Origin of the sequence: Sphingobacterium sp. UBA7855, assembly GCA_002500745.1 — a bacterium.
Lineage (GTDB): Bacteria > Bacteroidota > Bacteroidia > Sphingobacteriales > Sphingobacteriaceae > Sphingobacterium.
Genome location: DLST01000014.1, coordinates 17,392 through 43,086, shown reverse-complemented (window position 1 = coordinate 43,086; position 25,695 = coordinate 17,392). Strand labels below are relative to the sequence as shown.

General features: G+C 37.9%; 21 protein-coding genes and 3 tRNA genes. 11 read left to right on the top strand and 13 right to left on the bottom strand.

What is annotated here, in order from left to right:
* Positions 1-564: 564 nt before the first annotated feature.
* The 3 genes from B2107_RS11955 to B2107_RS11945 form a co-directional block, all read right to left on the bottom strand.
* On the bottom strand, positions 565-819 hold the full coding sequence (locus tag B2107_RS11955; RefSeq protein ID WP_209576910.1) for a DUF6952 family protein: 255 nt from the start codon (positions 817-819) through the stop codon (positions 565-567).
* On the bottom strand, positions 800-1,114 hold the full coding sequence (locus tag B2107_RS11950; RefSeq protein ID WP_293955850.1) for a thioredoxin family protein: 315 nt from the start codon (positions 1,112-1,114) through the stop codon (positions 800-802). The genes B2107_RS11955 and B2107_RS11950 overlap by 20 nt, the downstream gene beginning before the upstream one ends.
* An 84-nt stretch (positions 1,115-1,198) precedes the next feature.
* Entirely contained in the window at positions 1,199-1,831 is a 633-nt protein-coding gene (locus B2107_RS11945) for a peroxiredoxin (protein WP_293955849.1), read from the bottom strand.
* Positions 1,832-2,118: 287 nt separating this feature from the next.
* Between B2107_RS11945 and B2107_RS11940 the strand changes: the two genes are divergently transcribed.
* From B2107_RS11940 to B2107_RS11930, 3 genes are all read left to right on the top strand, one after another.
* Positions 2,119-2,199 (top strand) — tRNA-Tyr (locus B2107_RS11940).
* Positions 2,200-2,435: 236 nt separating this feature from the next.
* A tRNA-Arg gene (locus B2107_RS11935) sits at positions 2,436-2,507 on the top strand.
* Positions 2,508-2,672: 165 nt separating this feature from the next.
* Positions 2,673-3,347 carry a phosphatase PAP2 family protein gene (locus B2107_RS11930; protein WP_293955848.1) on the top strand — a complete coding sequence of 225 codons (675 nt, stop codon included), beginning with the start codon at positions 2,673-2,675 and terminating at the stop codon, positions 3,345-3,347.
* Positions 3,348-3,380: 33 nt separating this feature from the next.
* Here B2107_RS11930 and B2107_RS11925 read toward each other — a convergent pair whose 3' ends face one another.
* The gene (locus B2107_RS11925) at positions 3,381-4,568 is read right to left on the bottom strand and encodes an MFS transporter (protein WP_293955847.1); all 1,188 of its coding nucleotides are present in this window, start codon (positions 4,566-4,568) and stop codon (positions 3,381-3,383) included.
* Positions 4,569-4,839: 271 nt separating this feature from the next.
* Here B2107_RS11925 and B2107_RS11920 point away from each other — a divergent pair, with 271 nt between their 5' ends.
* The 3 genes from B2107_RS11920 (at position 4,840) to B2107_RS11910 (ending at position 9,538) form a co-directional block, all read left to right on the top strand.
* The gene (locus tag B2107_RS11920; protein WP_293955846.1) at positions 4,840-8,043 is read left to right on the top strand and encodes a S41 family peptidase; all 3,204 of its coding nucleotides are present in this window, start codon (positions 4,840-4,842) and stop codon (positions 8,041-8,043) included.
* 713 nt (positions 8,044-8,756) lie between these two features.
* Positions 8,757-8,829: transfer RNA gene (locus B2107_RS11915), tRNA-Lys, on the top strand.
* A gap of 244 nt (positions 8,830-9,073) precedes the next feature.
* Complete coding sequence (locus B2107_RS11910) at positions 9,074-9,538, top strand: response regulator (RefSeq protein ID WP_209576897.1); 465 nt, start codon at positions 9,074-9,076, stop codon at positions 9,536-9,538.
* A 100-nt stretch (positions 9,539-9,638) separates the two neighbouring features.
* Here the strand turns inward: B2107_RS11910 and B2107_RS11905 are convergent, their stop codons facing one another.
* The 5 genes from B2107_RS11905 to B2107_RS11885 all read right to left on the bottom strand — a co-directional run bounded on the left by B2107_RS11905 (position 9,639) and on the right by B2107_RS11885 (position 16,103).
* Positions 9,639-10,724, bottom strand: a complete 1,086-nt coding sequence (locus B2107_RS11905; protein ID WP_293955845.1) for a hybrid sensor histidine kinase/response regulator — start codon at positions 10,722-10,724, stop codon at positions 9,639-9,641.
* Between the two features lie 81 nt (positions 10,725-10,805).
* Positions 10,806-12,956 (bottom strand): sensor histidine kinase, encoded by a 2,151-nt coding sequence (locus B2107_RS11900; protein WP_293955844.1) that lies wholly within the window; start codon positions 12,954-12,956, stop codon positions 10,806-10,808.
* A gap of 9 nt (positions 12,957-12,965) precedes the next feature.
* Positions 12,966-13,730: a methyltransferase domain-containing protein gene (locus B2107_RS11895; RefSeq protein WP_293955843.1), complete on the bottom strand. Its 765-nt coding sequence runs from the start codon at positions 13,728-13,730 to the stop codon at positions 12,966-12,968.
* The gene (locus B2107_RS11890) at positions 13,730-14,539 is read right to left on the bottom strand and encodes a hypothetical protein (protein WP_293955842.1); all 810 of its coding nucleotides are present in this window, start codon (positions 14,537-14,539) and stop codon (positions 13,730-13,732) included. Before B2107_RS11890 ends, B2107_RS11895 begins: the two co-directional genes overlap by 1 nt.
* A 229-nt stretch (positions 14,540-14,768) precedes the next feature.
* A complete protein-coding gene (locus B2107_RS11885) occupies positions 14,769-16,103 on the bottom strand; it encodes a metal-dependent hydrolase family protein (protein WP_293955841.1) in 1,335 nt (444 codons plus the stop codon).
* A gap of 209 nt (positions 16,104-16,312) precedes the next feature.
* On the opposite strand from B2107_RS11885, the gene B2107_RS11880 reads away from it, so the two are divergent.
* The 5 genes from B2107_RS11880 (at position 16,313) to B2107_RS11860 (ending at position 20,441) form a co-directional block, all read left to right on the top strand.
* Complete coding sequence (locus tag B2107_RS11880; RefSeq protein WP_293955840.1) at positions 16,313-17,206, top strand: LytTR family DNA-binding domain-containing protein; 894 nt, start codon at positions 16,313-16,315, stop codon at positions 17,204-17,206.
* A gap of 66 nt (positions 17,207-17,272) precedes the next feature.
* Positions 17,273-18,055 (top strand): CPBP family intramembrane glutamic endopeptidase, encoded by a 783-nt coding sequence (locus B2107_RS11875; protein ID WP_293955839.1) that lies wholly within the window; start codon positions 17,273-17,275, stop codon positions 18,053-18,055.
* Positions 18,056-18,234: 179 nt separating this feature from the next.
* Positions 18,235-19,365: an SH3 domain-containing protein gene (locus B2107_RS11870; RefSeq protein WP_293955838.1), complete on the top strand. Its 1,131-nt coding sequence runs from the start codon at positions 18,235-18,237 to the stop codon at positions 19,363-19,365.
* A 184-nt stretch (positions 19,366-19,549) separates the two neighbouring features.
* Positions 19,550-19,969 (top strand): hypothetical protein, encoded by a 420-nt coding sequence (locus tag B2107_RS11865; protein WP_293955837.1) that lies wholly within the window; start codon positions 19,550-19,552, stop codon positions 19,967-19,969.
* 7 nt (positions 19,970-19,976) lie between these two features.
* Complete coding sequence (locus tag B2107_RS11860) at positions 19,977-20,441, top strand: hypothetical protein (protein ID WP_293955836.1); 465 nt, start codon at positions 19,977-19,979, stop codon at positions 20,439-20,441.
* A gap of 124 nt (positions 20,442-20,565) precedes the next feature.
* On the opposite strand, the gene B2107_RS11855 is transcribed toward B2107_RS11860, so the two are convergent.
* The 4 genes from B2107_RS11855 to B2107_RS11840 form a co-directional block, all read right to left on the bottom strand.
* Positions 20,566-21,315: a LytR/AlgR family response regulator transcription factor gene (locus B2107_RS11855; protein WP_293955835.1), complete on the bottom strand. Its 750-nt coding sequence runs from the start codon at positions 21,313-21,315 to the stop codon at positions 20,566-20,568.
* Positions 21,316-21,372: 57 nt separating this feature from the next.
* On the bottom strand, positions 21,373-22,461 hold the full coding sequence (locus B2107_RS11850) for a sensor histidine kinase (RefSeq protein ID WP_293955834.1): 1,089 nt from the start codon (positions 22,459-22,461) through the stop codon (positions 21,373-21,375).
* A gap of 7 nt (positions 22,462-22,468) precedes the next feature.
* Entirely contained in the window at positions 22,469-23,083 is a 615-nt protein-coding gene (locus tag B2107_RS11845) for a tetratricopeptide repeat protein (RefSeq protein ID WP_293955833.1), read from the bottom strand.
* Positions 23,084-23,215: 132 nt separating this feature from the next.
* Positions 23,216-25,363, bottom strand: coding sequence for a TonB-dependent receptor (locus B2107_RS11840; RefSeq protein ID WP_293955832.1), 2,148 nt, complete (start codon positions 25,361-25,363; stop codon positions 23,216-23,218).
* Between the last annotated feature and the right edge of the window lie 332 nt (positions 25,364-25,695).

Here is a 25,695-nt window from a genome sequence, read left to right as displayed (position 1 = left end):
CATATATATACTATATCGTACAAAGGTTATCATCCTGCTTAGGCTAATACAAAGTGTAGGTTTCAGTTATAGGTAAAAGCGCTGTAAAATCTTAATTATCGATGCTTGAACGAATAATATGGCATAGATAAAAAAAACGGAAATCCCAATCAAGTTGGAATTTCCGTTTAACAATTAAAATATTTTTTCCTGAAACGAATTTTTAGAGAATAGTTATTTTGTCGCTTCGCTCCAAGTGGCAACCTTTAACATAGTAAATATATGTAGAAAATATTGAGTTCTGTCAAATTACTTTAATTAGTTTTCCACATCGCTAAATTTTGTCAACATTTTAGTTTTTGGGAAATGTATATTACATTGTTACTATACGCTTAATAGACTATAGTGCCACAACACTTATTGTTTAATAGACAGACTGCTATCTTCATACCATTTAAATAACGTCGTAAGATTTGCTTAATTGTTAGGGCAAAGTGAAATTCATATTAATCGCTATACTTCAAACGTTCAAAAAAAACTTAGACACATTAAAGAAAGTTTCAAAATCATACTTTTAAGTAAAAGCTATTTATCAATGGCACCAAGAACACGTTTCATAAATAAATTTAACGCGTCTTTTTTAGAATGACCTTCTTTAATTAATTTATCAACCTCAACTGCTCCATAAAGGTTTGAAATCAATTCACCAAGAACGTCTAGTTCCTCATCTTTCAAGGGAGCCTCTGTTAATGCTTCAAGTGTCTCTATGGTCTCTAGGACGTAGTCCACATCATTTTGCTCGATGAATTCTGTTAAATGCTTAATTACTGGAAGTTTCATTGAATAATTCTACTAATGCGTCCAACTTATTTGTTTGTACTTGATTAACCAATTTACCATTCTTGAAGGCAGCAAAAGTGGGTAAATTATTCACATTTGCCAATTTACGCGATTCAGGAAATTTTTCTGCATCAGCGATTATAAAAGGCACACTTTCATTTTCGCCTGCTAACTTTTTAAATTTTGGTTTCATTATTTTGCAATTACCACACCAGGTAGCGGAATATTGAACCATAACAATATCGTTGCTATTTACAATTTCTTGTAAATTATCATTTTCTAATTCTTGTAACATGATTTTATTATTAAGGTGATTGATGGAAGTCAACAGGAATCAAGAGTGACTCCTGTTGACGAGACTTGTCGTCTTCGTTTTTTGTTAGTGTTTCGCTAAATAATCAGCTACACCTTTTCTATCTGCATTCATGGCATCTTTACCTTCTTCCCAATTTGCAGGACATACTTCACCGAATTTTTGTACGTGTGCATAGGCATCGATCAGACGCAAATATTCTTTCACGTTACGACCTAAAGGCATATCGTTTACCGACTCGTGAAATACACGGCCAGTTTCGTCGATCAAATAGGTTGCTCTGTAAGTGACAGCAGAACCTTGTGCTAATGTGCCGTATTCCGGGTGTTCGACTTCTTGAACATCTAATATTCCCAATATACTTGATAAGTTACGGTTTGTATCTGCTAAGATCGGGTATTCAACACCTTCAATACCGCCGTTATCTTTTGCTGTATTTAACCAGGCGAAGTGCACTTCATTTGTGTCACAAGAAGCACCGATTAAGATTGTATTGCGTTTTTCAAACTCGGCAGCTGCCTCTTGGAAAGCGTGTAACTCAGTAGGACATACGAAAGTGAAGTCTTTTGGATACCAAAATAAGAGCACTTTTTTACCTTCTTTGACTGCTTTTTCAAAAATGTTAATTTGTAAATTATCGCCTAAATAATCGATTGCATCTACTGTAATGTTTGGAAAACTTTTACCTGTAAAACTCATAATATATCTTTCTTTTTTTGTTGTTACAAAGATACGGCAACTACGGTCAAAAAGCGAATTGATTTTGCCAATACACTATCGTCAAAATCTATTTTGACTCGATTATAACAATAAATTTTTATTATAATAATGATACGTTAATCAAATGATCGGTAGATCGATTGAATACCTTTAAAAAATAAATAGATTAATAATGCGGCAGTTACAAATTTATGAACTCAAATAATTGCAGTTTTGCAAATCAAAACCTACTTTTGCGCTGTTCAATTTAAGAACAGCACAATGCTGGAGGGGTTCCAGAGCGGTCAAATGGGACGGACTGTAAATCCGTTGCTTCGGCTTCGAAGGTTCGAATCCTTCTCCCTCCACATTTTTTCTTTCTCACCAAATTCCATCTTATCGTATAAGTTTTAAGTTTGTTTGCGTGTTAATTATTGCAGATTACATGAAATCTTTTGATGAGGTTTTTGGGTATAGCCAACGTCAATGGCATGAATAAAGCTATTCCGTTTAGGTCAAGACTTTTCTAAGGAAAAAAAATCTCTCGATTTGAGACTTACTATTGACTTATTTACAAAATAAGATTAAGTTTGGCTTTTGAAATGGCCCCGTAGTTCAACGGATAGAATAGATGTTTCCTAAACATTTGATAGCAGTTCGATTCTGCTCGGGGCTACACCAAAGAATGCGATGGTATCCATCGCATTCTTTGTTTAATAGGCCTTTTATTTTGGTGTCAAAATTAAATCGTAATAGAATTGTCAATTTTTAATAATATTTCTATATTAGAATAATCAAATGATAATACAACAATTTTATCATGGGCTTTAATATAGATTGAATGGGAAAATTTTTGGTATGCCAATTTAGAAGGGTATATGCAGCTAATCCTGCTTTTTTTATCTTCTTTTCCATTTGGGTGGTTCTATTGACCTTTTTGGTAGCTTTTGTTCCCAAGGGAGATTCATTTCATTTCATAAACTCACACCACACTTTTTGGGCCGATATCCTCTTTACCATCTATACCTATTTTGGAGATGGTCTCTTTGTTATCGCTGTTTTTATTGCTTACTGTTGTATGCAGCAATGGAATTATGCTCGAGCTATACTTGGTACATATATCTTTTCGGGCGTCATCTGCTGTATGCTAAAAAATCTTTTCCATGCGGGTAGGCCTGCCAGTATATTCCATGGAGATCGAACATTCCATGTTGTCTCTTGGCTGCCTGTAGCCTACATCAATTCGTTTCCTTCAGGCCATACAACTTCAGCCTTTGCTATGTCAGCCACGATAGCGATTGTTTCAAAAAATAAATCTTTTGGGATCATTACCTTTGTTTTCGCGGCACTAACTGCATACTCACGTGTGTATTTGGGACAGCATTTTGTGATAGATGTTTGGTTTGGCTCGATGTTGGGCACGGTCACGGCTTGCTTTTATCTGCTCGCAATGCCCTATGTTTTAAAAAGTAAACGCATGTCATTTAGCCTAAGATTTCTCCAGATCAAGTTTTAAATCCAAATGTCGAGCAGCTGCCTCTTCGAAAAATTAGGCGGGGCTTGTTTCTTTAAATAAAGATAGTCGCCCTACCATAAAAAACATTAGTAGTCCGAAGCAGGCAAAAATACCGTAAGAATAGCGCAGGCTAAACACTTCGGCGATATATCCAATTAAAGGTGGCCCCATTAAAAATCCTAGGTAGCTGATGCTTGAAACCATAGCTAAGGCTACGCCAGAAGGTACATTTTTATTTTGTCCGGCAAGGCTATAGATCGAAGGAACATTGCAGGCTACGCCTATACCTACCAACATAAACGCGAGGGTACAGATGATAAATTCAGGGTAAATAACCGAGGTCATCATTCCGATGAACATTAACAGGCCACTGTATTGCAGCGTTCTTTTTCTACCTAATTTGCGGATGACCGCATCGCCAACAAAGCGACCTGTGGCCATCATGATCATAAAAGAAGCGTATCCAACGACAACGAATTTTTCGGGCGCTTGTACGATTTCTTTAAAATATACCCCACTCCAGTCAAACATTGCTCCCTCTGTTGCCATACTGAAAAAGCCAATTATACCAAGTTGAAGTAGTCCGCCTTCTGGTTTAGCGAAGAAACTGCGTTTTTCCTTTTGGGGAGATTTTCCTGGCACCAAATACTTGTGGTTGATTAGCGTATTTCCGATGACAATGATTAATATGAGTAAGAAATGGGAGAGCGTATTCAGTCCAAAGTTCATCGTCAATAAACCGACTAAAGCTCCAGTAAAGCCTGCGATACTCCAAGCGCCGTGAAAAGAGGTCATAATTGATTTTTTGAAAATCTGTTCGGTGGCAACTCCTTGGGTATTAACCGAAATATTACACATATTACCGCTTACCCCGAATAGGAGCAATATGGCCCCCAATTGCCAGGCATTCTGTGCAAACGGTATGGAACATAATACTAGGGCATAGGCAATGGGTACAATGCGTAATACACTAGCGCTACCATATTTTGTGACCAGTTTTCCTGAGAGTGCCATCGTGGCTAGTTGACCAACGGGGAGCATTAATAATATGGTACCTAATTGCCCTTCACTTAAGTTGAGATGTGCTTTAACAATTGGAATGCGACTCGCCCACGATGCAAACGCAATTCCCTGGCAAAAAAAGAAAAGTGAAACCGCGATTCTTATACGATGTCGCTTCTTATAAAGATCTTCTTCTGAGTGAGTTAACGTTGCGTCCATAGTTTCTGATTTGAGGGTGCAAAGTTAAGGATAAGTATTTCATTAAAGAATATATTGAGTCAAAAAATACGTAAACTTTTAGATTTCGAGATAGGTACGTTAATATGCTGCTACTTTATTGTCGGTCTAAGCAGAAAATAATTATGTGCGACACATTTGTTTTGACTTATTTTAACACGATCGGATTAAAAATCTTCTTTATTTCATGGTGGTTTGTTCACTACCTATTTTAACTTTGTATTGGCAAAAAATTATGAGCCTCCTAGATAACATGATAAAGAAACTATTTTTAAGTATACTACTGGCCTATGCTGGAACAGCCTCTGTTGTTGCCCAGCAACCCACATTTCTATCCCATCCGACACTAAGTCCCGATGGTAAAGAAATGGTATTTAGCTATGAAGGCGACCTTTGGAAAGTGGGCAGTCAAGGTGGGGTTGCTGTTCGGCTGACCGGAATGGAAGGAAGCGAGATCAATCCGCGCATTTCTCCGGATGGAAAATGGCTGGCATTCTCGGCCAATCAAAATGGTAATATGGACATCTATGTGATGCCGCTGGCGGGTGGAGATATTCGTCAGCTTACTCATCATGATGCTTCGGATGAAGTGGACAGCTGGAGCTGGGATAGTAAATCACTTTATTTTACCTCATCCCGTTATAATAGAATGAGTGCCTTTCAGGTTGCCTTGAATGGTGGAACGGCAACAAGATTGTTTCCCCATATCTTTAATTATATCAGCAATGTGGTGCCCACACCATCAGGCGAATTATTGTTCAATGACAGCTGGGAAGGTTATAGTTCAGTGAACCGCAAACGCTATAAAGGAGCTTTCAATCCAGATATTAAGGCTTATAATCCCAAAACAAAAGTTTTTCACCAGTATACGGATTATATTGGTAAAGATTTTTGGCCGACAGTAGACCAGAAGGGAAATATATATTATGTGTCCGACGAAAGCAATGGTGAGTACAACCTCTATCAAATAGCGGGAAGGGCAAAAACCCAATTGACCTCTTTCCCAGAATCGATCAAACGCCCGTTCGTCGCGGCAGATGGTAGTAAAGTCGCATTTGAAAAGGGGTACCAACTTTATATTTACGATGTCAATGCAAAGAAAACAATGCAACCTAGCATCGCCCTTAACCGCAACCAGGTCTTAGGAAAGTTGAAGGAGTTTAACATTTCAGGTAACATCAGTAATTTCGACGTTGCTCCGGACGGAAAAAAATTGGCGTTCGTATCCCGTGGGGAATTGTTTGTGTCGGATATCGAAGGAAAGTTTGTTCGTCAGATGCCAAGTCAGGGCGAGCGTATTATGGAAGTTAAATGGCTTAAAGACAGTAAAACATTGCTCTATAACCAAACGTATCTAGGGTATCAAAATTGGTTTTCACGCACAGCAGACGGCAAAGGTGAGGTAAAGCAATTGACAAAAGATCTGCGTAACAATCGTGACATTACATTTAATGCAGATAAAACAAAAGCTGTATACTTGAGCGGGCGTGATGAAGTTCGTATACTGGATTTGACAAGTTTGAAAAGCCAGACGGTAGTTAAGGATGAAATCTGGGCGTTTCAAAATTCTTCACCTTCATTTTCTCCGGACGGGAATTATCTTTTGTTCACGGCTATACGCAATTTTGAACAAGATATCTTTGTGCATAATCTGAAAAATGGGCAAACGACAAATTTGACAAATACAGGTGTTACGGAGGCTGCACCATATTGGTCTCCTGATGGCAAATACATTTATTTTGCGAGCAATAGAACCAAACCGTCCTACCCTACCGGTATGCAAAACTCAAGTATTTTTCGGATGGCATTGACCAACTTTGATCAACCTTATCGTAGCACAAAGTTTGATGAATTATTTATAACACCTGAAAAGAAAGATACGACAGTAAATAAAACTGGTGCAACTAAAAAGGAAAATGCTGCTAAGGATAACAAGAAAACTGGTGCCGACAAGGTAAAGTCAACCTCAACACCAGCTGCCGAAGTCAAGAAAGCCGTTTTGGTCCAATTGGATTTAGAAGGATTACGTGACCGAATTGAGCAAGTCAGTCCAGCATTTGGAACACAATCTGATCCTTTGGTGATACAAAAGGGAGATAAATCTTATTTGTTCTATTCATCCAATCACGAAGGGAAATATAGTGCATATCGTACCGTATATGAGTTGTTTACTCCATCCAAAACCGAAAAGGTCGCTGATGGAGGCATGGGCCAATTTGTAGAGGCTGCTGGTAAATACTTCGTATTGAGCCGAGGAACAATTCAGAAATATAACCTGGATCTGAATAAACTTGATGCGGTCACAATGAGTTTTAAATTCAATCGGGATCTTGAGAAGGAATTCAGTCAAATGTTTTACGAAACATGGGCCAATCTGGAGGAAAATTACTACGATAGTCACTTCCATGGGGTAGATTGGGTAGCTGTTAAGAAGAGATATGAACAGTATCTTCCAGGGATAAACGATCGGACAGATTTGCGTATCCTATTAAATGATATGTTGGGTGAACTCAATTCTTCGCATTTGGGTTTTAGTTCAATGGGGCAGGAAGAACGTAAACCGTTTGGTTTTGTGACGAATGAAATCGGTGTACTTTATGATTCCACTAACCCCTACAGGGTTAGCTATATTGTTCCAAATGGCCCGGCTGCAAAAAAGGAAGTTGATATTCGAGAGGGGGATGTCCTCGTTGCTATCAACGGAACAAAATTAAACACACAGGCCGACCGAGATAATTATTTCACCTGGCCTTCTTTGGAGGAAGAGATCCAATTGACCCTCGATCGCAAGGGAAAGGAAATCAATACAAATATTCGCCCGGTATCAAGTGTAGCTTTTAAAGATCTGCTTTATGACCAATGGATTAGAGACAATCGTAGTCGGGTGGACGAGTTGAGCGGGAGCAAGATTGCTTATTCCCATATGAAGAATATGTCTGATAGCGAGTTGCAACGCTTTTTGATTGACATGGCTGAGCAGGAGAACAACAAACAGGGGATTATTTTAGACTTAAGGTATAATACAGGAGGAAATGTTCATGATGAAGTTTTAAGGTTCTTGTCTCAGCGTCCTTACCTAAAATGGCAATATCGTGGCGGTAAGCGTGCACCACAAAGTAATTTTGCACCGGCAGCCAAACCGATTGTCCTGTTAATTAATGAGCAATCTTTGAGCGATGCAGAAATGACCGCAGCGGGCTTTAAGGCATTAAAACTGGGTAAAATCATTGGTAACGAGACCTATCGTTGGATTATTTTTACGTCAGCAAAAGGCTTAGTTGACGGATCAAACTATCGACTTCCTTCTTGGGGATGTTACACCCTGGATGGTCAGGATCTCGAGCAAACTGGAGTTGCACCAGATATCCTTGTGAAAAATACAGTCCAGGATCGGATGGAAAATAAGGATCCGCAATTGGAAAGAGCAATTAAGGAGATCCTAGGTTCTATAAAATAATGCTATTATCCACTAGAATTATTTCATAAAAATGGGCTGTCCAACTTTGTTAGACAGCCTATTCTTTTGCAACGCTTTTTTTTCCTGAATATATTTTTTCGCACCTAGTCATTTGTCGTATTTGCTATTCTTCGCTTTTCATTCTATAATTTAACTCATATAGTTCTGACGGATGTACTGTGGAGATTAGTAGCTGAATTTAAATGGTTTTTTATTTTTAAGTTTCTGTCTATTAGGTGTTAATGGGTTTTTTAATTTAATTTTGAAATTGCTAATTGTGTTGCATCCCTTCCAAAAAACTAAAGAAGAGATCATATGAAAAAGATTCTTTTAGCGGTAAAAAAGGCTTGCTCGGCAGATTGGGATAAGATGACTCCACAGGGGCAAGGCCATTTCTATGGTCAATGTAAGAAGATAGTTGTGGATTTTTCTTAGATGGTTGATTAGGAAGTTGTAAATGAAAAAATGAAATCAATGCATTTGGATAAACCGATAGCAATGCAAGTTAGGCGAATGATTATGGGAAAGATGACTGTTTCAAAAACAAAGTACAATATAAAGCGGAAGATCAATTAAACTCTAGGACTCTTTATACAGTCCGCATGATCATTACAAATGCATTAGCAATCTCCCTTGAATGTCATAAAAGTGAAAGAAATATTCTTTTCCACTTGATATTTTCTACGGTGAAGCTTACATTTGGATTATCGAATGACTTCGTAGCTCAGTTGGTAGAGCAACAGACTCTTAATCTGTGGGTCCTGAGTTCGAGCCTCAGCGGGGTCACTTTCAAAAAGCCGTTTTACGTGAGTAGGATGGCTTTTTTTGTTTCTAAAACGACGAGATAATTTACTCTTTTCAATTTTTAGCTTAATATTATTAGTAGCGTGGGAGGTTATAAAATTTGGCTATGAGATCCGCTTATTGAATTTGTCAGCGAATATTTTCTGCTAGGAAAACATAAAACTCTTTAATCTGTTATTAATTCAGGAAATTAATTGCGTAAATTTGTATTTCAGAAGATAAGCTTATGGAAGACAAGAAGATTTCGATATTGTACGTTGATGATGAAGAAAACAATTTGTTTTCTTTTAAAGCGACATTTCGGCTAAAGTATACTGTATTTACCGCCATTAGTGGCGCTGATGCAATCGATATTGTCAAAAACAATCAAATACACATTATTATTACGGATCAACGTATGCCAGAAATGACTGGTGTAGAGTTTTTAGAGCAGATTATTAAAATTAATGCTGCCCCTATGCGTATCCTTTTGACAGGATATACGGACATGGCTGCTGTTGTTGACGCCGTTAATAAAGGAAAAATCTTTCATTACCTCAATAAGCCTTGGAGTGAAGAGGAGCTTGATCAGACGATTCAGCGCGCTTATGATGTATATGCAGAACGTCAAAAGATTGTAGAGACAAACTCTCAGCTAGAGACTTCTAACGACCAATTGGAGTTTTTGTTACGCCAGAAGCTACTTTCGTAAAAATGAGATAAGTTTAGGAAAGTAAGCTTTTAAGCTTTGTTGATGTTTTCTGGCAGTTTGATGATAAGCTTTCCATCGTCTATAATGGTTTGTGAAAGCATTATTTGCTCGGTATGACGACTGTAAAAGTTGTTCCTTGATCGGGTTGTGATTGCACTTCAATTTTTCCCTGGAGCTTCAAAAGTGCATTTTGGACATTGTAGAGTCCAAACCCCATCCCTTTAGCTTGATCACTAGCTCTAAAGAATAGTTTGAATATATCGTCAACATATTCTGGCGATATCCCTATTCCATTGTCGCTCACAACTATTTTGGCTTTACGTTGTGATACCAAAACAGATAGCTTGACGAATTGATTCTCTCGCCCCTTACTTTGATATTTAAAAGCATTAGAAAGAAGATTATGTAAAATGAGCTCAAGAAGCGCCTTGTCTCCATTAAAAGTCTCCTTTTGATCCACTGAAATTTCAAAGGCTACATCTTTGTTTTGCGTATACATGCTGTAAAATTGACGTATATTGCCGAAGAGCTCTTCAAAATTTATTTCGGACAGCAGTAGCTCGCCTCTTCTTAGTAAATAATAGTCACGTAGGCTGTCAATATAGGCGTCTAAACTAACTAATGAACTATCCATTAGCGAGAGCAACTCATGAATTCGGTCTACGCTGTCAAACTCCAGTCCAAGTTTCACAGCGGAAAGAACTCCGGTCAAGGGATCACGAAGATCGTGGCTAACGCTATAAGCAAACTTATCTAATTCATCATAAGCCTTTTGTAGCTCGCGATTTTTTACTTCAAGCATGGAGTTTGCAACATAAAATTTATTTGCCTCTTCTATAGCCGAAACAATCTCTTCATTCATCCAGGGTTTACGAACAAATCTAAATATATGTCCTTTATTGACTGCTTCAATTACAGTTTCCATATTGGCGTAAGCTGTTAGAAGAATACGGATTGGCTTTGGAAAGTCTTTTTTTATGCGGTGTAAAAAATCAATGCCCATCTCATCAGGCATGCGTTGATCGCAGAATATGATACGGATATCCGGATGAGTATGAAGTATCTTTTCAGCTTCAGTTGTGTTCGATGCTGTATAGATCGTATAATCGTATCTAAAGTTCGCTTTAAAGCTAACTAAATTGTTGGCTTCATCATCGATATATAGTATTTCAAACTCCCTCTGCATAATTTTATTATATGGTTTTATTCCCTTACAAAAGATATGAAAAAATAATAGTTAATTGACTATTTTAAGTTTATAGTTACACTAATCATTCTGCTGAATTGGAATGATTAGTGTAAAACTTGTACCCTGCCCCACTTTTGAATCTAAAACAATCCGACCATGATGTTTTGCAATAGTATTGTAGGCAATGGACATTCCCAGACCAGTCCCCTCGCCGACGTCTTTCGTTGTAAAAAATGGTTCAAAAATGCGTTCATGAATTTCTTTTGGAATACCAATACCATTATCGGCGATTTTAATAAAAACTGAAGAATCATCGCTATAAACTCCGGTCTCAATATATATTTTTCCACCGATTTCGTGGTTGAATTTTTTATTTACAGCATAAATAGCATTTGTAACAATATTCAGAAATACTTGATTAAGTTTACCTGCATGACATTCTACTTTAGGCATATTTCCATAGATCTTATCAACCTCTATTGTGTTATTCAATAGACTATTGAGAATAACCATCGTTGATTCAAGTCCCTCATTCAGATCGGCAAATTTTAATGTATCCTCATCCACACGTGAAAAAATCCGTAAACTTTTGACTATTTCCGCGGTACGGTGAGCTCCATCGTGCATACCTTTTAATAAAAAATCCACCTCTGTTTTTAAATAATCAATATCTAGATCGTCTTTAAATTTTTTGATCTGAATTTGTTTTTCCGTATCCGATATACCCTCTTTAAAGGCAATACGTTCCACTTCCTCCAGTGTTTCCCAGATCATCTTTATGTCACGTTTTAATGGGGCAACGTTCGATGTGACAAAATTGATAGGGTTATTGATTTCATGGGCAACACCGGCTGTCAACTGACCAAGGGACGCCATCTTTTCAGCCTCAACAAGCTGAGATTGTGTTTCCTTTAGGTGCGTAAGCGTGGTCTGTAGAGACTCGTTAGATTGTGTCAATTCACGTGTCCGCTCATCCACTTTTTGTTCCAACACTATGTTTTGCTCACGTATTAATCTTTCGTTTTCTAATGAAATCGCTAATTCCCTGACTTGTGACGCTTCTTTCTCTTCTTTTAAGATATTGATACTATAAGCGAGACCGAATGATAATAGAGCCATTTCAACAACGGAAGCAATTTGTACAGCATTGCTTGTAAAATCGTTGTACTGTAGGATGCCATAGTCCTTTAGTAAGAATACTACTGAACCCAACAATAAAACCGTCCAACCATAAACAAAATATTTAGCGGGCTTATAGCCTCTTATCATCACACGATAGGATAAGTAAAGGACGAATAAAGACCCTGCTCCAGTTGTTAATTGCATCACTGTAAATGCCAGTTGTGTAAGGTTTAATAGCGTAAGAATTACACCAATGGCAAAGAGGACAATAAAAAAAGTGATCACACGCCGTGATCTAGGAGCATTTTTCGATAATTGGAGAAATGAATCTGCAAAAAGTAAGGCACATAATCCTGATAGACATCCAAAAATAATCGGCCCTTTTGTTGCGAAATATGTCCAATTTGGCCATAAATATTGAAAACTGTAACCTTTAATTCCCATTTGCGTTATTCCTGCACAGAGAACATATAGTACATAATATAGATAGCCCCTCTCCCGAACAGAGAAAAATAAAAATAAATTATATATTGCCATAATGCAGACGATTCCGATATAAATACCGCTTAATAAGCTATCATCATTCATTTCTTTTAAGAAACTTCGTTCGTTACTTAAATAGATTGGTAGAATGATCTGTTCGGTACTCTTAACTCGAATAAAAAATATGGTTTTCTTATTCCCTGTTAATTGAATGTCAAATGCGTAATTGGGTACCTTATATTTTCTAGCCGAAAAAGGGCGATGCTCTCCCAGCTTGATCGATTTATAACTCCCATCTGATGATGGTATAAATAATTCGACCTCGTCAAGAAGAGGATAGGCGATCTCGAGAAGGAGCTCAAGTTTATCTTTGCCCTTATTTATCATCGGCAACCGGAGCCAAATATCAGACGATGATGTACCTAAATTGGGGACTTTGCTTCCCAAAGATTGGAAGGATGAACCCGAAGTGTCTGCAAAATTAGGCTGTCCATTGCCTTCGTAGCGTTCTAGGCCATATCCGATCAATAAACGCTGCGTTGGGTGTTCTATAATTACCTCTCCAAAACAAGGCGAACTATATGTACAGATAAATAGGAAAATTAGATTAAGCCAGCATCTCATCACAATATGCTATTTTTTTGCTTCTGCGATAACTAAATTCATAGAGACAAGGAAGCAGCCCGCTTCGTCAGCTTGATCCAATGCTTTTTGAAATTCCTCCATCTCGGCGGTGCTCAATTGTTCTTTTTCGACCATTTCTAGAAGGATTTTATCTAAAAATAGATACCGGTTAGCTTCTTCTTTCGAGCGAGTAACCATACAAAATGTTTGCAATTCTACGTGTTTAAAACCTTGATTTAATAGATCAGAGGTTAATTTATTTCCGGCCCAGCCATTATTAACTTTTTCATCGGTCAAATAATGGCATATTTTTGCCTCAATACCGACGTGTTTACTATAAAATGTCAGACTATTCCAGATGGTCTCAACGATAACCAGCGGTTTACCCTCGATCAAAACACGGTGAACCTCGGCAAACATTTTTTGCGCCTCCAATAGATGTTGTACAACGCGTTCCATTCTAATACCGGAGATGGAATTGTCTGCAAAGCTAAGTTTGTAAACCTCACCTTGAACGAAGTCCACATTTTTTATGTTTGCAGCGCTTGATTTCGCATGCTCAATTAGGTTGTTATCATGATCTAAACCAACAACTAGTACGTTATCACCCAGCATGTTCGCCAAGTTGATGGCATCCATTCCAGTGCCACAACCAAGATCGACAACCACACCCTCTTTAATCGAATTAAAAGGAGTGTATGAATGTATTTTCAATTGTTTAAGAAAATCACCGGTATCCATCAAGTATCCGGCATTATAATGCTTATTGTCCATCACAAAATATTTAAATTACGATCATCTGGCCTATAGTCTAATGATGTATGTTTCAGATTTTTAATAATCTCATTTAGATCCCATTGATTCAAATTCGGAATATCAATTTGATAATGGATTTCAATTTCTTTATTCCGCAAAGTTTCTATGCGGACAATATTGGAATTATTACGAAGGGAAAGAATTGCATCTTTGTTTTCTTGATCGGCTTCGGTTAGGGTTTCTAGGTTTCGCATAATCATCACAGTTGCCAGCAGGTCTAGCTTAGGATAATAAAATGTACCATTATTTCCAACACTGGTGTCGATCCGGTAGCCAACACTTTCTGCCAATTTCACTGTATAAGGAGCGCATAAAGCAAATAGCGATTTAATGCCGACCTGTGTACTGATTGCAGCGCCAGCCCGTGTTAAAAATATGCTACCAATGCCGTATCCAGCAATCTCTCGCGAGTTCCATAGGCCACAACCTTCACCTGTTCCCTGTTGCGCATACTCATAAACTAGGTCTAAAATTTTAGCATCCATGGATCCGGTTGCTTGTTCAATCGGAAGAGGTTCGCTACCACCAGATACGTGTATGCGTACTCCTCCGTAGACTTTGTCGCCATCAAGGGATTCTACGATCAGGACGAATGATGCTGGATTATACATCCAGTCATTTTTGGAGGAAGTCACCTTCTTTACGCCTATAGCAGTTAATACATGCGCGTGTCCTTCTATGAAACGTTCACAGGTTTGGGGATCGTCAATAGCCCGAAATGCTCTTAGTCTTACTACTGGACGTCCTTCGTTGAATAATAATGCCACCGAATGCTTGATTTATCGTTTAAACGCAAATCTAATCAATTAAATGCAAAGCTGTTTATTCTTCAAATAATTTATATCTTAAAGAAATTATTTGCGCCTTTTAATGATGAAATTATTTGATTTTTTTCATCTACAAAAGGAAATATTGCCATTTTAACTGATTTCATCGAAAATATTTTATTGTCTTGTTAAATTATATTTTTGACATCATAATGTCCATCTAACAACATTAATGTTTCTGCAGGGTATTTTTATAAATCTGACCATCTTTCATAATTACCAAAAAGTTTTTATCTGGATCTGCCAACAGCTTTAGATCCTTGATCGGGTCGCCATCAACCAGAATGAGATCTGCCAGAGCTCCTTCCTCAACAGTTCCTAGCTTGCCGGGATATGGACTTCTTAATCCTGAAAGCTGTAGAAGTTCGCCATTATCGTGTGTAACCATTTTAATGATTTCAGCATTTGTAAACCACTTTTGAAGTCGCAATATAAAAACATTCTGCAATTTATTCAGATCAGGTTCAAAAAGGAAATCTGTACCCCAGGCTAGTTTTACGCCATATTTTTTAGCCATGGGCCACACTTTTTCCTGACCTTCTATGACAGGTTTACGCTTAATTCTTCGTTGCGGATCCATATCGGGTGTGTCTTCTACAAGATTTTGTAAGCTTAGCCAAATATTGTTTTTTGCGATTAGCTGCACCGTTTCTTCGTCAAGCAATTGTCCATGTTCAATACATCTTACACCAGCTTCGATCGCTCTTTGAATCGCTCGTGGTGTATATGCATGTACGGTCACATAAGTTCCCCAATCCTCTGCGGCTTCCACTGCTGCCTTCATCTCGTCGAGGGTATATTGAGTTACATCTACTGGATCGTACGCAGAAGAAGTACCTCCGCCTGCCATTATTTTAATTTGACTCGCTCCAAATCTTAAATTTTCTCTCACTGCAGTCAATACTTCGGCACGCCCGTCGGCGATAAATGTGGCACCATATCGTTCTGCACGAGAGACTACTCCAAAAAAGCGGCGTGATTTTTCTTCAGGAGTACGAAAGTCCCCATGCCCCGCCGTCTGGCTTATCGTAGCCCCAGATGGCCATATCCTAGGTCCCAAAAGTTTGCCCTTATCAATGGCAGCTTTTAACGGGAATATTGGACCACCGACATCACGTATGCTTGTAAAACCACGCATTAACATCTGTTGAGCCGAACTGCCTACTGTATTGAACAAAAATTCTTCCGATAAGTCATTTGTCATCATCTGTGGCATTGTCAAAGCGCCAAATACCAGATGTACATGGGCATCAATCAAACCCGGCATGAGTGTTTTGCCCTTACCGTCAATTCGAATGACATCCTTATCTTTCGCTTTAATAGGAGACGCGCTTATGTGTTGAATGGTGCTGCCTTCTATTAAAACATACCTTGGCGAAGTTAGCATTTGACTCGTAAAGTCAATCAGTTTGACATTTTCTATTAAAACCGGCTTCTCCTGACCTTGGATAGCTTGTAGAAATACTATACAAAGAAATAAAGTTAGTAATTCACTTAGACGCATAGTATGAAGAATTACGGTGATATATCATATGACAAATAAATTTTGATTTCAACGAACTGATGTCAGCTCAAAATGTATCTTCTAAGTTAAACTATAAATTTAATATATTTTAGATGTTTCGTCATAAATTTTTTCTCGACTCCTTTTTTTGGATAAATAGAAGCCAATAATACTAGCATTCATTAAAAAAGAGTTAATTTTATTCCATTATGATGTATAAAAAAATCAGTCAAAGTCATTTAAGTGGTGTAATTCCGAAGATCAGTACTAAAAAAGAGCTGTTCACCTTTTCTTTCTTGCTCGGTTTATCAGCCTATCTCTTCCTGATCGTTTTTCAACCATTTGGAACGTACAATTTTGATCATATCCATAAATTTGTTTTGTTATCCGGATATGGTGCAATATTATCTGCAGCATATGTACTAGTTTCTATTGCCTTACGTAAAATCGAAACTATTGCGATGGAGTTGTTTCGTATTACTCTGGTACTATTAGTAACAATTTTTTTTAATTTCATATATCATGGTTGGATTATTAATGGTGCTCCTCTACAATGGGATAACTTTCCTTATATTGGATTGTATACACTGTCACTTTATAGTCCAATTGGAACAATTTATTTTTTGCTTCGAATAAATAGATATAGTCCACATCCTATACAAAATAATCCGCTGAATGTTGGAATTCCGATAAATTTGGATGCGAAATCAAGTCAAGGGAATGATTGTCATTCTTTGACATTGGTCAGTATTCCAAATGGAAGCCAAACATTAACATTGAAGCCGGATGATTTTATTTTCGCCAAATCGATGGACAATTATTGCATGATCTATTTCAGAAAAGAGGATACACTTAAGAAGCAAATGATACGAATAACATTAACGCACTTGTCTCAGATTCTAAATATGGGGGCTATCCACCGGTGTCACCGATCATATCTAGTCAACTTTGAAAAAATATTGGTAAAGGAAAGAAATGCACAAGGTTTTTTGTTACGTTTTGCAGATGTTGACGATTTCGCCATCGTTGCAAGGTCTGCCATTGAATCCGTTCGACCCTATCTATTACCAACAGCCAGCTGCGCTATTGTCAATCATCCCTAAAACTTGCCATACACCACATAATTTTGTGTATTCCTAAACTGGAGCATAATTTCGCTTAAAAAAAAGATGAAAACTAAAAATTTAAACCTGCTCCTACTATTTCTTTTTTTCGGAATATATTTTATTCTTGATTATTTGTTCTTTTCAACACTGCAATCAACTCTGATTAACTATATTCCTAGCCGGTTTTTAGGGCATGTGTGCGCTTATTCTATAAGCGTTTTACCACTATTTTTGGGAGCAATGCTGCTTAAGCCAAAAGAATCAGATAAAATCTTCACAAAATTCGGGTTAAATGGTTCTTTTCTACAAGGGATTTCTTTTGGGCTAATGACAACCTTACCTATGTTCTTGGGTTACGCCTATATTTTTACCATAAATCGCAAAATAGATCCAAACACGCTATTAATAAATAGTGTATCTTCAGGATTCTTTGAAGAGATCATCTTTCGTGCCTATTTTTTTGGTTTAGTTTTTCGCTATACCCGACTTGGGTTCATTCCATCCATTTTTGCGACGTCATTCCTCTTTGCCTTACTGCACCTTTATCAGAGTCAGGATTTGGTTGAATTGGTTTTGATATTTGGCGTTACGTTCTTCGGCGGTATCCTTTTTTCGTGGTTGTATGTCGAATGGAAGTTCAATCTATGGATCCCGATCGCACTTCATATTTTTATGAATTCAGCCTGGATGATTTTTGATGTTGCTGACAATGCCGCTGGAAATGTATGGAGCAATTTCTTTCGTTTTTTTACTGTTTTTATGGCGATTGTATGGACGATCTTGCATGCGCGGAAAACGAATGCTGGTCTACAGGTCAAGTTGAGAAATTTATGGCTGAACAGTTAATTGGATATCTCATTTCAAAGGGCGTTTGTGGCTTTACATGTGTTGTTGCAAAATGACCCTCTTTAAGATAATTTGACCATTAGTTGTGGACAAAATAGCTGCTTTGGTGGCCCCAAACTCTTAAATAATCCCTGAAAACCAGTATTTTTTTTGGCATAAGATTGGCTAACTTGATGTTTATGAATAGACTGTTATTTTTGCCATTATTGCTCTTGATCGGATCAATCTTAGCCATTGGAACATTGAGTTGTGATCGCACTACAAAGGATAAAGGCACAGGTGCAAAAGATTCATCTATAGTTAAATTAGTAGCTGTAAAGGATACGATCACTCTTGCGCAATTCCCTCCTTTGCCAATTGATTATGAAAAGACGAAGGTTTTAAAAAACAGCTATGTGGTTGATCGGTCCGGCGTTGAACTTCATCAGGGGCCTGATCAGTCTGCGCCGGTATTGGGAAAATATCCCTATGGTACCAAACTCGATGTTATTGCTGAAGAAGGGGATTGGGTTGCTGTAATGGATCGCATTCAACGGGATTATAAAGGAGCACGAGGTGAGAAGGGTGATGTGACGCGATGGGAAAAGGTATATGTCGCAAAGTCGAAGCTGGGAAAACAAGACCAAATTACAATATCACCAAAAGATTTAAACCTAATCGTTTCTATTACGATAAATGGTCGAGAAACCTATTATGAAAAAGGACATTCTTTAGATGAATATCTCCGGTTAGAATTGATCGATGAGCAAACATTTTCTGCAGCTCGTAAAACTTCGAAAGACTACTTGATAAAGGATACCATGTCTTATTTTAAAAATGGGAAGGTATTGGAACTGCCTTTGAAAAATGGGGAAAAACTAATATTTAGGGATAAGGGTATCGATAGTGAATTGGAAGAGCGGTATTCGTATAAGGGGCATTATGATTTTCTAAATGCTTATGCAGTGGAAGGGAATTATTGGGAAAGTTCTGATGTACGCCTTTTTGATAAACAGGACGGTCATTTAATTGTGGAGTGTGGTGCCTCCCCCTTCTTTTCATCGGATAAAAATTACCTCATGACTTTGCTGGCTGATCCTTATGAATCCACGGGCGACTTACAACTCTTCCACGTGAAACAAGGTAAGGTTTCACCAATGCTTTTTGTCAGGTTTAAGGAGTGGATGCCAACTTGGAAGGAGGAACTGATATTTTGGGGGAAAGATGGTTGCATCTATACCGCTGCTAACCATATCAATGGTTATTGGGGGGATGAGGGTGCTTTAAATGAAAAAGCACAGTTTATTAGAATCAGCATATTACCGCAGTAGAAAATAGTTAAGCCCTACTTTTATTGACCGGAATACTTAGATTGTATTATTTTTCTGTTCACTAAAACTATTCTAACCTGTACCTGTTGTATTCATAAAATTAGATTATAGTTTGTAATTTAGCTGGATGAAATTAAGAATATTATCATTATTTACAATCATTTTTATGTTTTCCATGTGTTGTATGGCACAAGAGCAACCATGGAAGGAGCATAATAAATGGATTTGGGGACCTTCCGTAGGTTATCAGTATCAAAGTGGTAATTTTCTGAAAGTTTCAGGCTGGGGATTGTTTGCCCCTAATGATTTTCAATATATGAAAATTGATGCCGGCGCTAATTTTAGCTGGATGGGAGGTAAAGCAACTGTCATTCCAGAATTGGGGTTCACCTATTACCTAAATGATTTTGTTCTGTTCCCTTTTGTGAAAGCCGAACTCACCCCTTACACAATAACGCCTAAAGTCGGAGCTAGTCTCTTTTCTATTGTTGATCTCGGTATAGGTTATGGACTTGACTATAACACAAAGAAAAATTTTAAGCCAATTGATGGATTTACTGTGTCGGTCGGTGTCAATATCCCGCTTAATTTTCATATTTATTAATAGAAGCATGCAAAGTAAGATTCCCTATCTTTTTCCCGTTGTATTTATCTTATTGGCACTTATTGGACGTGTTAGAGCACAAGACTACTTAATCGGCCCTACCTTGAGCTACCAATTTCAAAAGGGAAGTATAATAAAAAGTGGAGCTTATTTTGCTTTTCCTCTTGTTGGTGATCATATTTTGCGAGCCGATGCCACAGCCAACTTTACCTGGACTCAAAAGAAATTTGCCGTCATCCCTGAGGCTGCGGTAACTTATTATCCTCAAACATATGTTCTGACTCCGTTTTTGCGTACAGAACTTAGTCCCTATACTATAACACCGAAAGTTGGGCTGAGCTTAGCGACTTTATTGGATATTGACTTGGGATATGGATTTTCAATCAATGACAAGAAAGATTATAACCCTATAAAGGGATTCGCAGTATCTTTACGATTCAGTATTCCGCTAAATTATAGAATCAATCTGTAGTTAGATTTCTTTGTGTCTCGTTAGCCTAATTAAACACTTCAAAAGCCTACTTTGCCAAGATCATTTTTGATTATGGTCTGTTTCTATTTTAATTTATTGTACTACAGTGCTAATCTCTTTTGGGCTAGTTGTCAAGCCACTTCTTGAATGCATTGACTCTTTCCCGTGAAACAATGAGTTCATCCGATGTATAGTGCTTAAGGTATATTTTCAACCGGGCATTGGAATGTACAGCAATACTTTTGATGGCATCAAATTGAACGATAGTGCTTCGGTTGATCCTGAAAAAATCTTTAGGGGACAATTGCGGTACCAGGACGTCCAGCGTCTGATCCAAAAGATAATTTTCATTTTCATTGGTATAGAGATAGGTGCCTTTGTTCTCACTATAAATACATTCAATATTCTGGGTTGTCACTAGTTTTATGTTTTGGCCAAGTTTTATTGTAAAGCGTTCCTTATAGGTGGGTAAAGCGTTCCTAAAAAAAGCTTCTAATGATATTAGGTCCAAATGGGTATTAGATCCCCTAAAATGAAGGAATTTTTCAATTGCATTTTTCAATTCTTCATCATCAATCGGCTTAAGTAAGTAATCAATGCTGTTTTGTTTAAACGCACGTAAAATATACTCATCGAATGCAGTGGTAAAAATAATAGCCGCACTTGGCTTAACCTGCTCGAGGATATCAAATGAAATCCCATCTGCGAGTTGCACATCCAAAAAAAGTAGATCAGGTTCAGTATTTGACATAAACCATTCTACAGACTCCTCGACAGTTTGCAGTACAGCAGATACCGTGTAACCCATGTTCTCCAATTTTCTTTGCAGTAGTCTTGCTGATGGAAGTTCGTCTTCTATGATTAATATTTTCATGGCTTGTATAGAATGCTTATTTGTCGTCGGATCTTTGTGTTCTTAATTTAGTGCGCGTTACAGCGGAAGAGTTTGGGGGTGGGGCGCAATTTCTTTGATAATCGGTAGCCCAACTGAAAACAGGGTATCGCTTTCCTCAATATACACGGGTAAATCGGAGAGTATTGCATACCGCTCCTGAATATTTTTTAGGCCGATTCCCGAGTGCCCATGGAGCACCTTCTTCTTTTGCAGATTATTGTCAACATAGAGGTAATCATTTTTGCGATAAATCTTTAATAAAAGAGGTTTTCTAAGTGAAATAACATTGTGTTTGATCACGTTTTCGATCAGTAGTTGAAGTGAAAGAGGTAGAATAAATCCTGTATGCTGCTCTTTATCGATCTCTAAATCGATCTGAATTCCCGCTTCGAATCGAAGGCTTAATAGATTCAGATAAGCTGTTGAAAAAGTGAGCTCATCCTGTAGTGAGACGAAACTTTTCTCTTTGTGCTCCAAAACATAGCGATAGATTTTAGAAAGATCAGTGGTAAACATGCTGGCCTTTTGGGGGTTTTCCTCAATTAAACTATTTAATACATTCAGACTGTTGAACAGAAAATGCGGATCGAGTTGATTCTTTAGCGATTCAAATTGTGCTGTTAGTAGTTGCTTTTCTTGTTGAGATTCCTTGATTTGATAGTCTTTGAACCTTTTATAAAAGTAGAGACCAAAAAAAATCATTGAAATGCACCATGATATCATCGCTGTTTGGAAGTAGTATGCAATGCGCTGCTGATGAGTAAAATTGTGAAAGCGTTGAGCGAAGCTTTTAGTAGCATCCGGGTAGAATAAGCCGGAGAAAAAAGCATTCACAATAAAAACGACTGCTATGGTCAAGAAGAAACTTACACTATAAAAGATAAGCATCTTTTTCCCAAAATCTTTACTGCTAGGGTATTTATTTCCTACCCACTTCGACAGATAATTATGGCCTAGGAAAAGAAAAAATCCGTATAAAAGGCCTCTAGCCATATTAGGGTGAAAAATAATGGATTTCCAAGGGATATCGTTATGGTCAAGCTTGGCCATAACCACAAAATAAGTGCTTACGACGAAGCTTGCCAATAACGCTTGTATAATTGCTTTAAACGGTGCTTTTTTCACGAAGTAATTAATTGCATTCTTTTAACAGTTGTTCTGCCCGATCTTTGCCCCATGATGGCGCAAAGGGAATGGAGACTTTTTGTTCATTGAATAAAGATAGTGCTTTCTTAACATCCTCACATTCTTTACGGGTATCCTGATTGAAATATTTTTTTGCGTTCATTTGGAATTCTGCGAGGCCCAATACTGCTCGTGGATTATTGGGGGCCAATGCAAGTGCTTTCTTATAAAGGGCTATGATGATAGGCGACAGTTCCCTGCCTTTTGTAATTGGATCGGTTATCATTAATGCTGTCTTGTTCATCGCCCGTAAAATAAGCCATTCAGGATTATTGTCTTGTGCAGTGCTGTTCAAAATATCTTCCGCAGATTGTATATATTTCGCTTGTGTTTCTTTATTTTTCTCTTTAAAAGAAGCAGTTGTAAACACCATTGCCTGGTAATACGCCGGTATCCAGTTGTCTTTTTCTACCTGTGAAATACGTTCCAGAAGAGCTGCCGCCTTTTGTGTCTCTCCTGACTGCCATAAGCCCATGGCCTGCCCCATGCTTTTTTCAAAATTGCTCTGTGCAAATGTTGTACTGCTTATTAAGCAGATAATGACGATAATAATCGATTTCATAATTTTTAGTTTAGTAGTAAGTATTTTTATTATTGTTTTTTCGAATTTACAGGGGTGAAGTTGCGTATCGTTGCTCTCAATTAAAAACAAATTTGGATGAACCGACGTATTTCCCTGATGAGCTGTTGCTTCCTATAGATTATCCAGTTGATTGTCTTTGTCGTTTTTACTGATCGTCCAGAAATAGCCAAGAAAAACAAATCGTTTGGCTGTAGGAACAATCGGTCTACGGTTATAAATTCCCTGTGAATTTGGTTGATCTGCATACTGATAGCCGTAGATAGGTGAAGCGCCGAGAATATTACTGACGGAGAAATGGATTATTTTTTGTTGGCTATAGAGAAATGACCAGCTCATGGATAGATTGTTATAACCCCTGATGTGACCATCCATAAAGGAGCTTTGGTTAGGATCGTTATAATTTCTGCCCGATACGTAAGCGTTCGTCAAACTGAGTTGTGAACGAAGGCTAGAAAACCAATATTTTCCAACGATATTAAAACTATGTTTATAAACATAAGGCGGAGTCACAGTCGACGGATAATTCGCTTCATTTCTCTTGCTGTCTGTGAAGGAATATGATATCCAGTACTGTAGATTTTTTACACTGCTGCTATTTTTGTAAAATAGGTCAAAGCCTTTGACATCTCCGCTTCCATTATTGCTATATTGGCTATTATATTGGGGCGTTACACTATTGTATTTAACCAAGTTGTTGTAAGTTTTGTGGTATGCTTCTAAGCGAAGTAAATGCCCTCCACGCACATAGAAATAATTTGCGATATAATGTTTGGCCGCTAACCAGTCAAGCTGAGGAGCATATTTTAATACTGGTGTAGGTGCCTGCTGATGGAATTTCCCGTAAGCAACAGAGAGCTGGGTATATTTATTTAACGCGTATCCCATCGAAGCCCTCGGTTCTAACGTTTTGTTGTTTTGCAAATTGGAAGACGTTTCTCGTAGACCGATCTTCCCGATCAAGTTTGGTAAGAAGCCAAAGGTCGTTTCAGTATATAGAGCAGTCATTTTGCTCTGGAATCCATACATATATTCAAGATCTTGCCGGTGGTATTCTTCTTGATAATTTGTGTCAAAGTATTCTATTCCCCCAATGCTTTTAATCTTATTGTTCCAGATTTTACTCAATGTTGCTTTTAAGTGAATGCTCTTTTCATCATGAGGTAGGTAAACCTCATCGTAATGAACCTTATCGGTCAGATAGCCTAGGCCCATGCCCGATTCGAGCGTCCAGCGGTTCCCTAAATTCTGGCTGAAGCTGATATTGGTATAGGCGTTGTTGGATTTCTTTTTCACCGGGACAGGGTGTGGGTAATTTATGTCTGCTTGGTAAAGCCCCATATTTTCGAAAGTGTAAGCGCCATAAATATTTAGAAAGCCTTCTTTAAATTGATGGCGATAAATCATTTCTCCAGTGGCATTTTCATAGGGTTTCGTCCAATTAATGTCTGGTGTAATAATTTTTGAATAGGGGCTTAGGTTTGTACAATTGCTGTTGAAGGTTAGCGAATTTTTGCCCCATTGTAAAGTATGCCCTAACCCTAATCCAACAGAAGATAGCGAAAGTTCTGTTTTGGATTGTTCTATCGTGTTTTCGGTGTTCAGGGCTAGAATGCTCGACAGTGCATTGCCAAATTCTGCAGAATAGCCTCCAGTAGAAAAATTCACTCCCTTAAACAACATGGGCGAAAACCTGCCCCTGACAGGAATTTCATTTGGGGTTGCGGTATAAGGTTGGGCAACTCTGATGCCATTAATGTAAGTCTGTGTTTCGGAAGCATCTCCACCGTGTACCATAAGACGTCCATTTTCTCCTCCAACCTGTGCTCCAGGCAATGTGGCCAGCGCGCTGATAATATTGCCCATGCTTCCTGCGGTAGTGACAATATCCAATGGACTCATTACCGTGTTTTTTCCGGAGCTATTGGCTTGTAGAACCCCTGCCTGAATCGTGACTTCCTGTAAGCGATTCTCACTTTCTTGCATTTGAATAATCAGTAATTCTTTTTGAGGTAGCTGGATAGGCCTGTTATATGTTGGGAGGCCCACAACAGACGCTTTAATGATTTTATTACCTTGTTCATTGGTCTCAAACACGAAATTTCCAAGCGAATCGGTGGTACCACCATCATAGGTGCCTTCAATATAAACATTGGCTAGATATATAGGTTTGCCGTTTTTGCCCAGCACTTTCCCTTTCAAGATGGACTGCGCCGATACGATTGTAATACTCAAAAATAGTAAGGTTAATAACAGCTTCATTTTTCTTTAATTTTATTCAAATATCCGCGGCTGTAAGTGTTCCTGCGAAAAAGAGTGGACGAAATGTCAAAATATCATGATGAATTGAGGGAACCCAATTTTATACTGTAAATTGGTGCCGAAAAGCAATGTTTGATAAAAGCAGTTTAAGGTATAATTTAAGACAAGAAAATACGAATAACTATTTTAAATGACCGTTTGTATGCTGTACGAATGTTGACTGTGTTGAAATTCTTAACGGCTATGATGTACCACTTGAAACAGCCCACACAGTTACCACTTTATAAGCTAAATGGAGAAATGGGGACGAGCAATTATTTTAAACTTGCTTT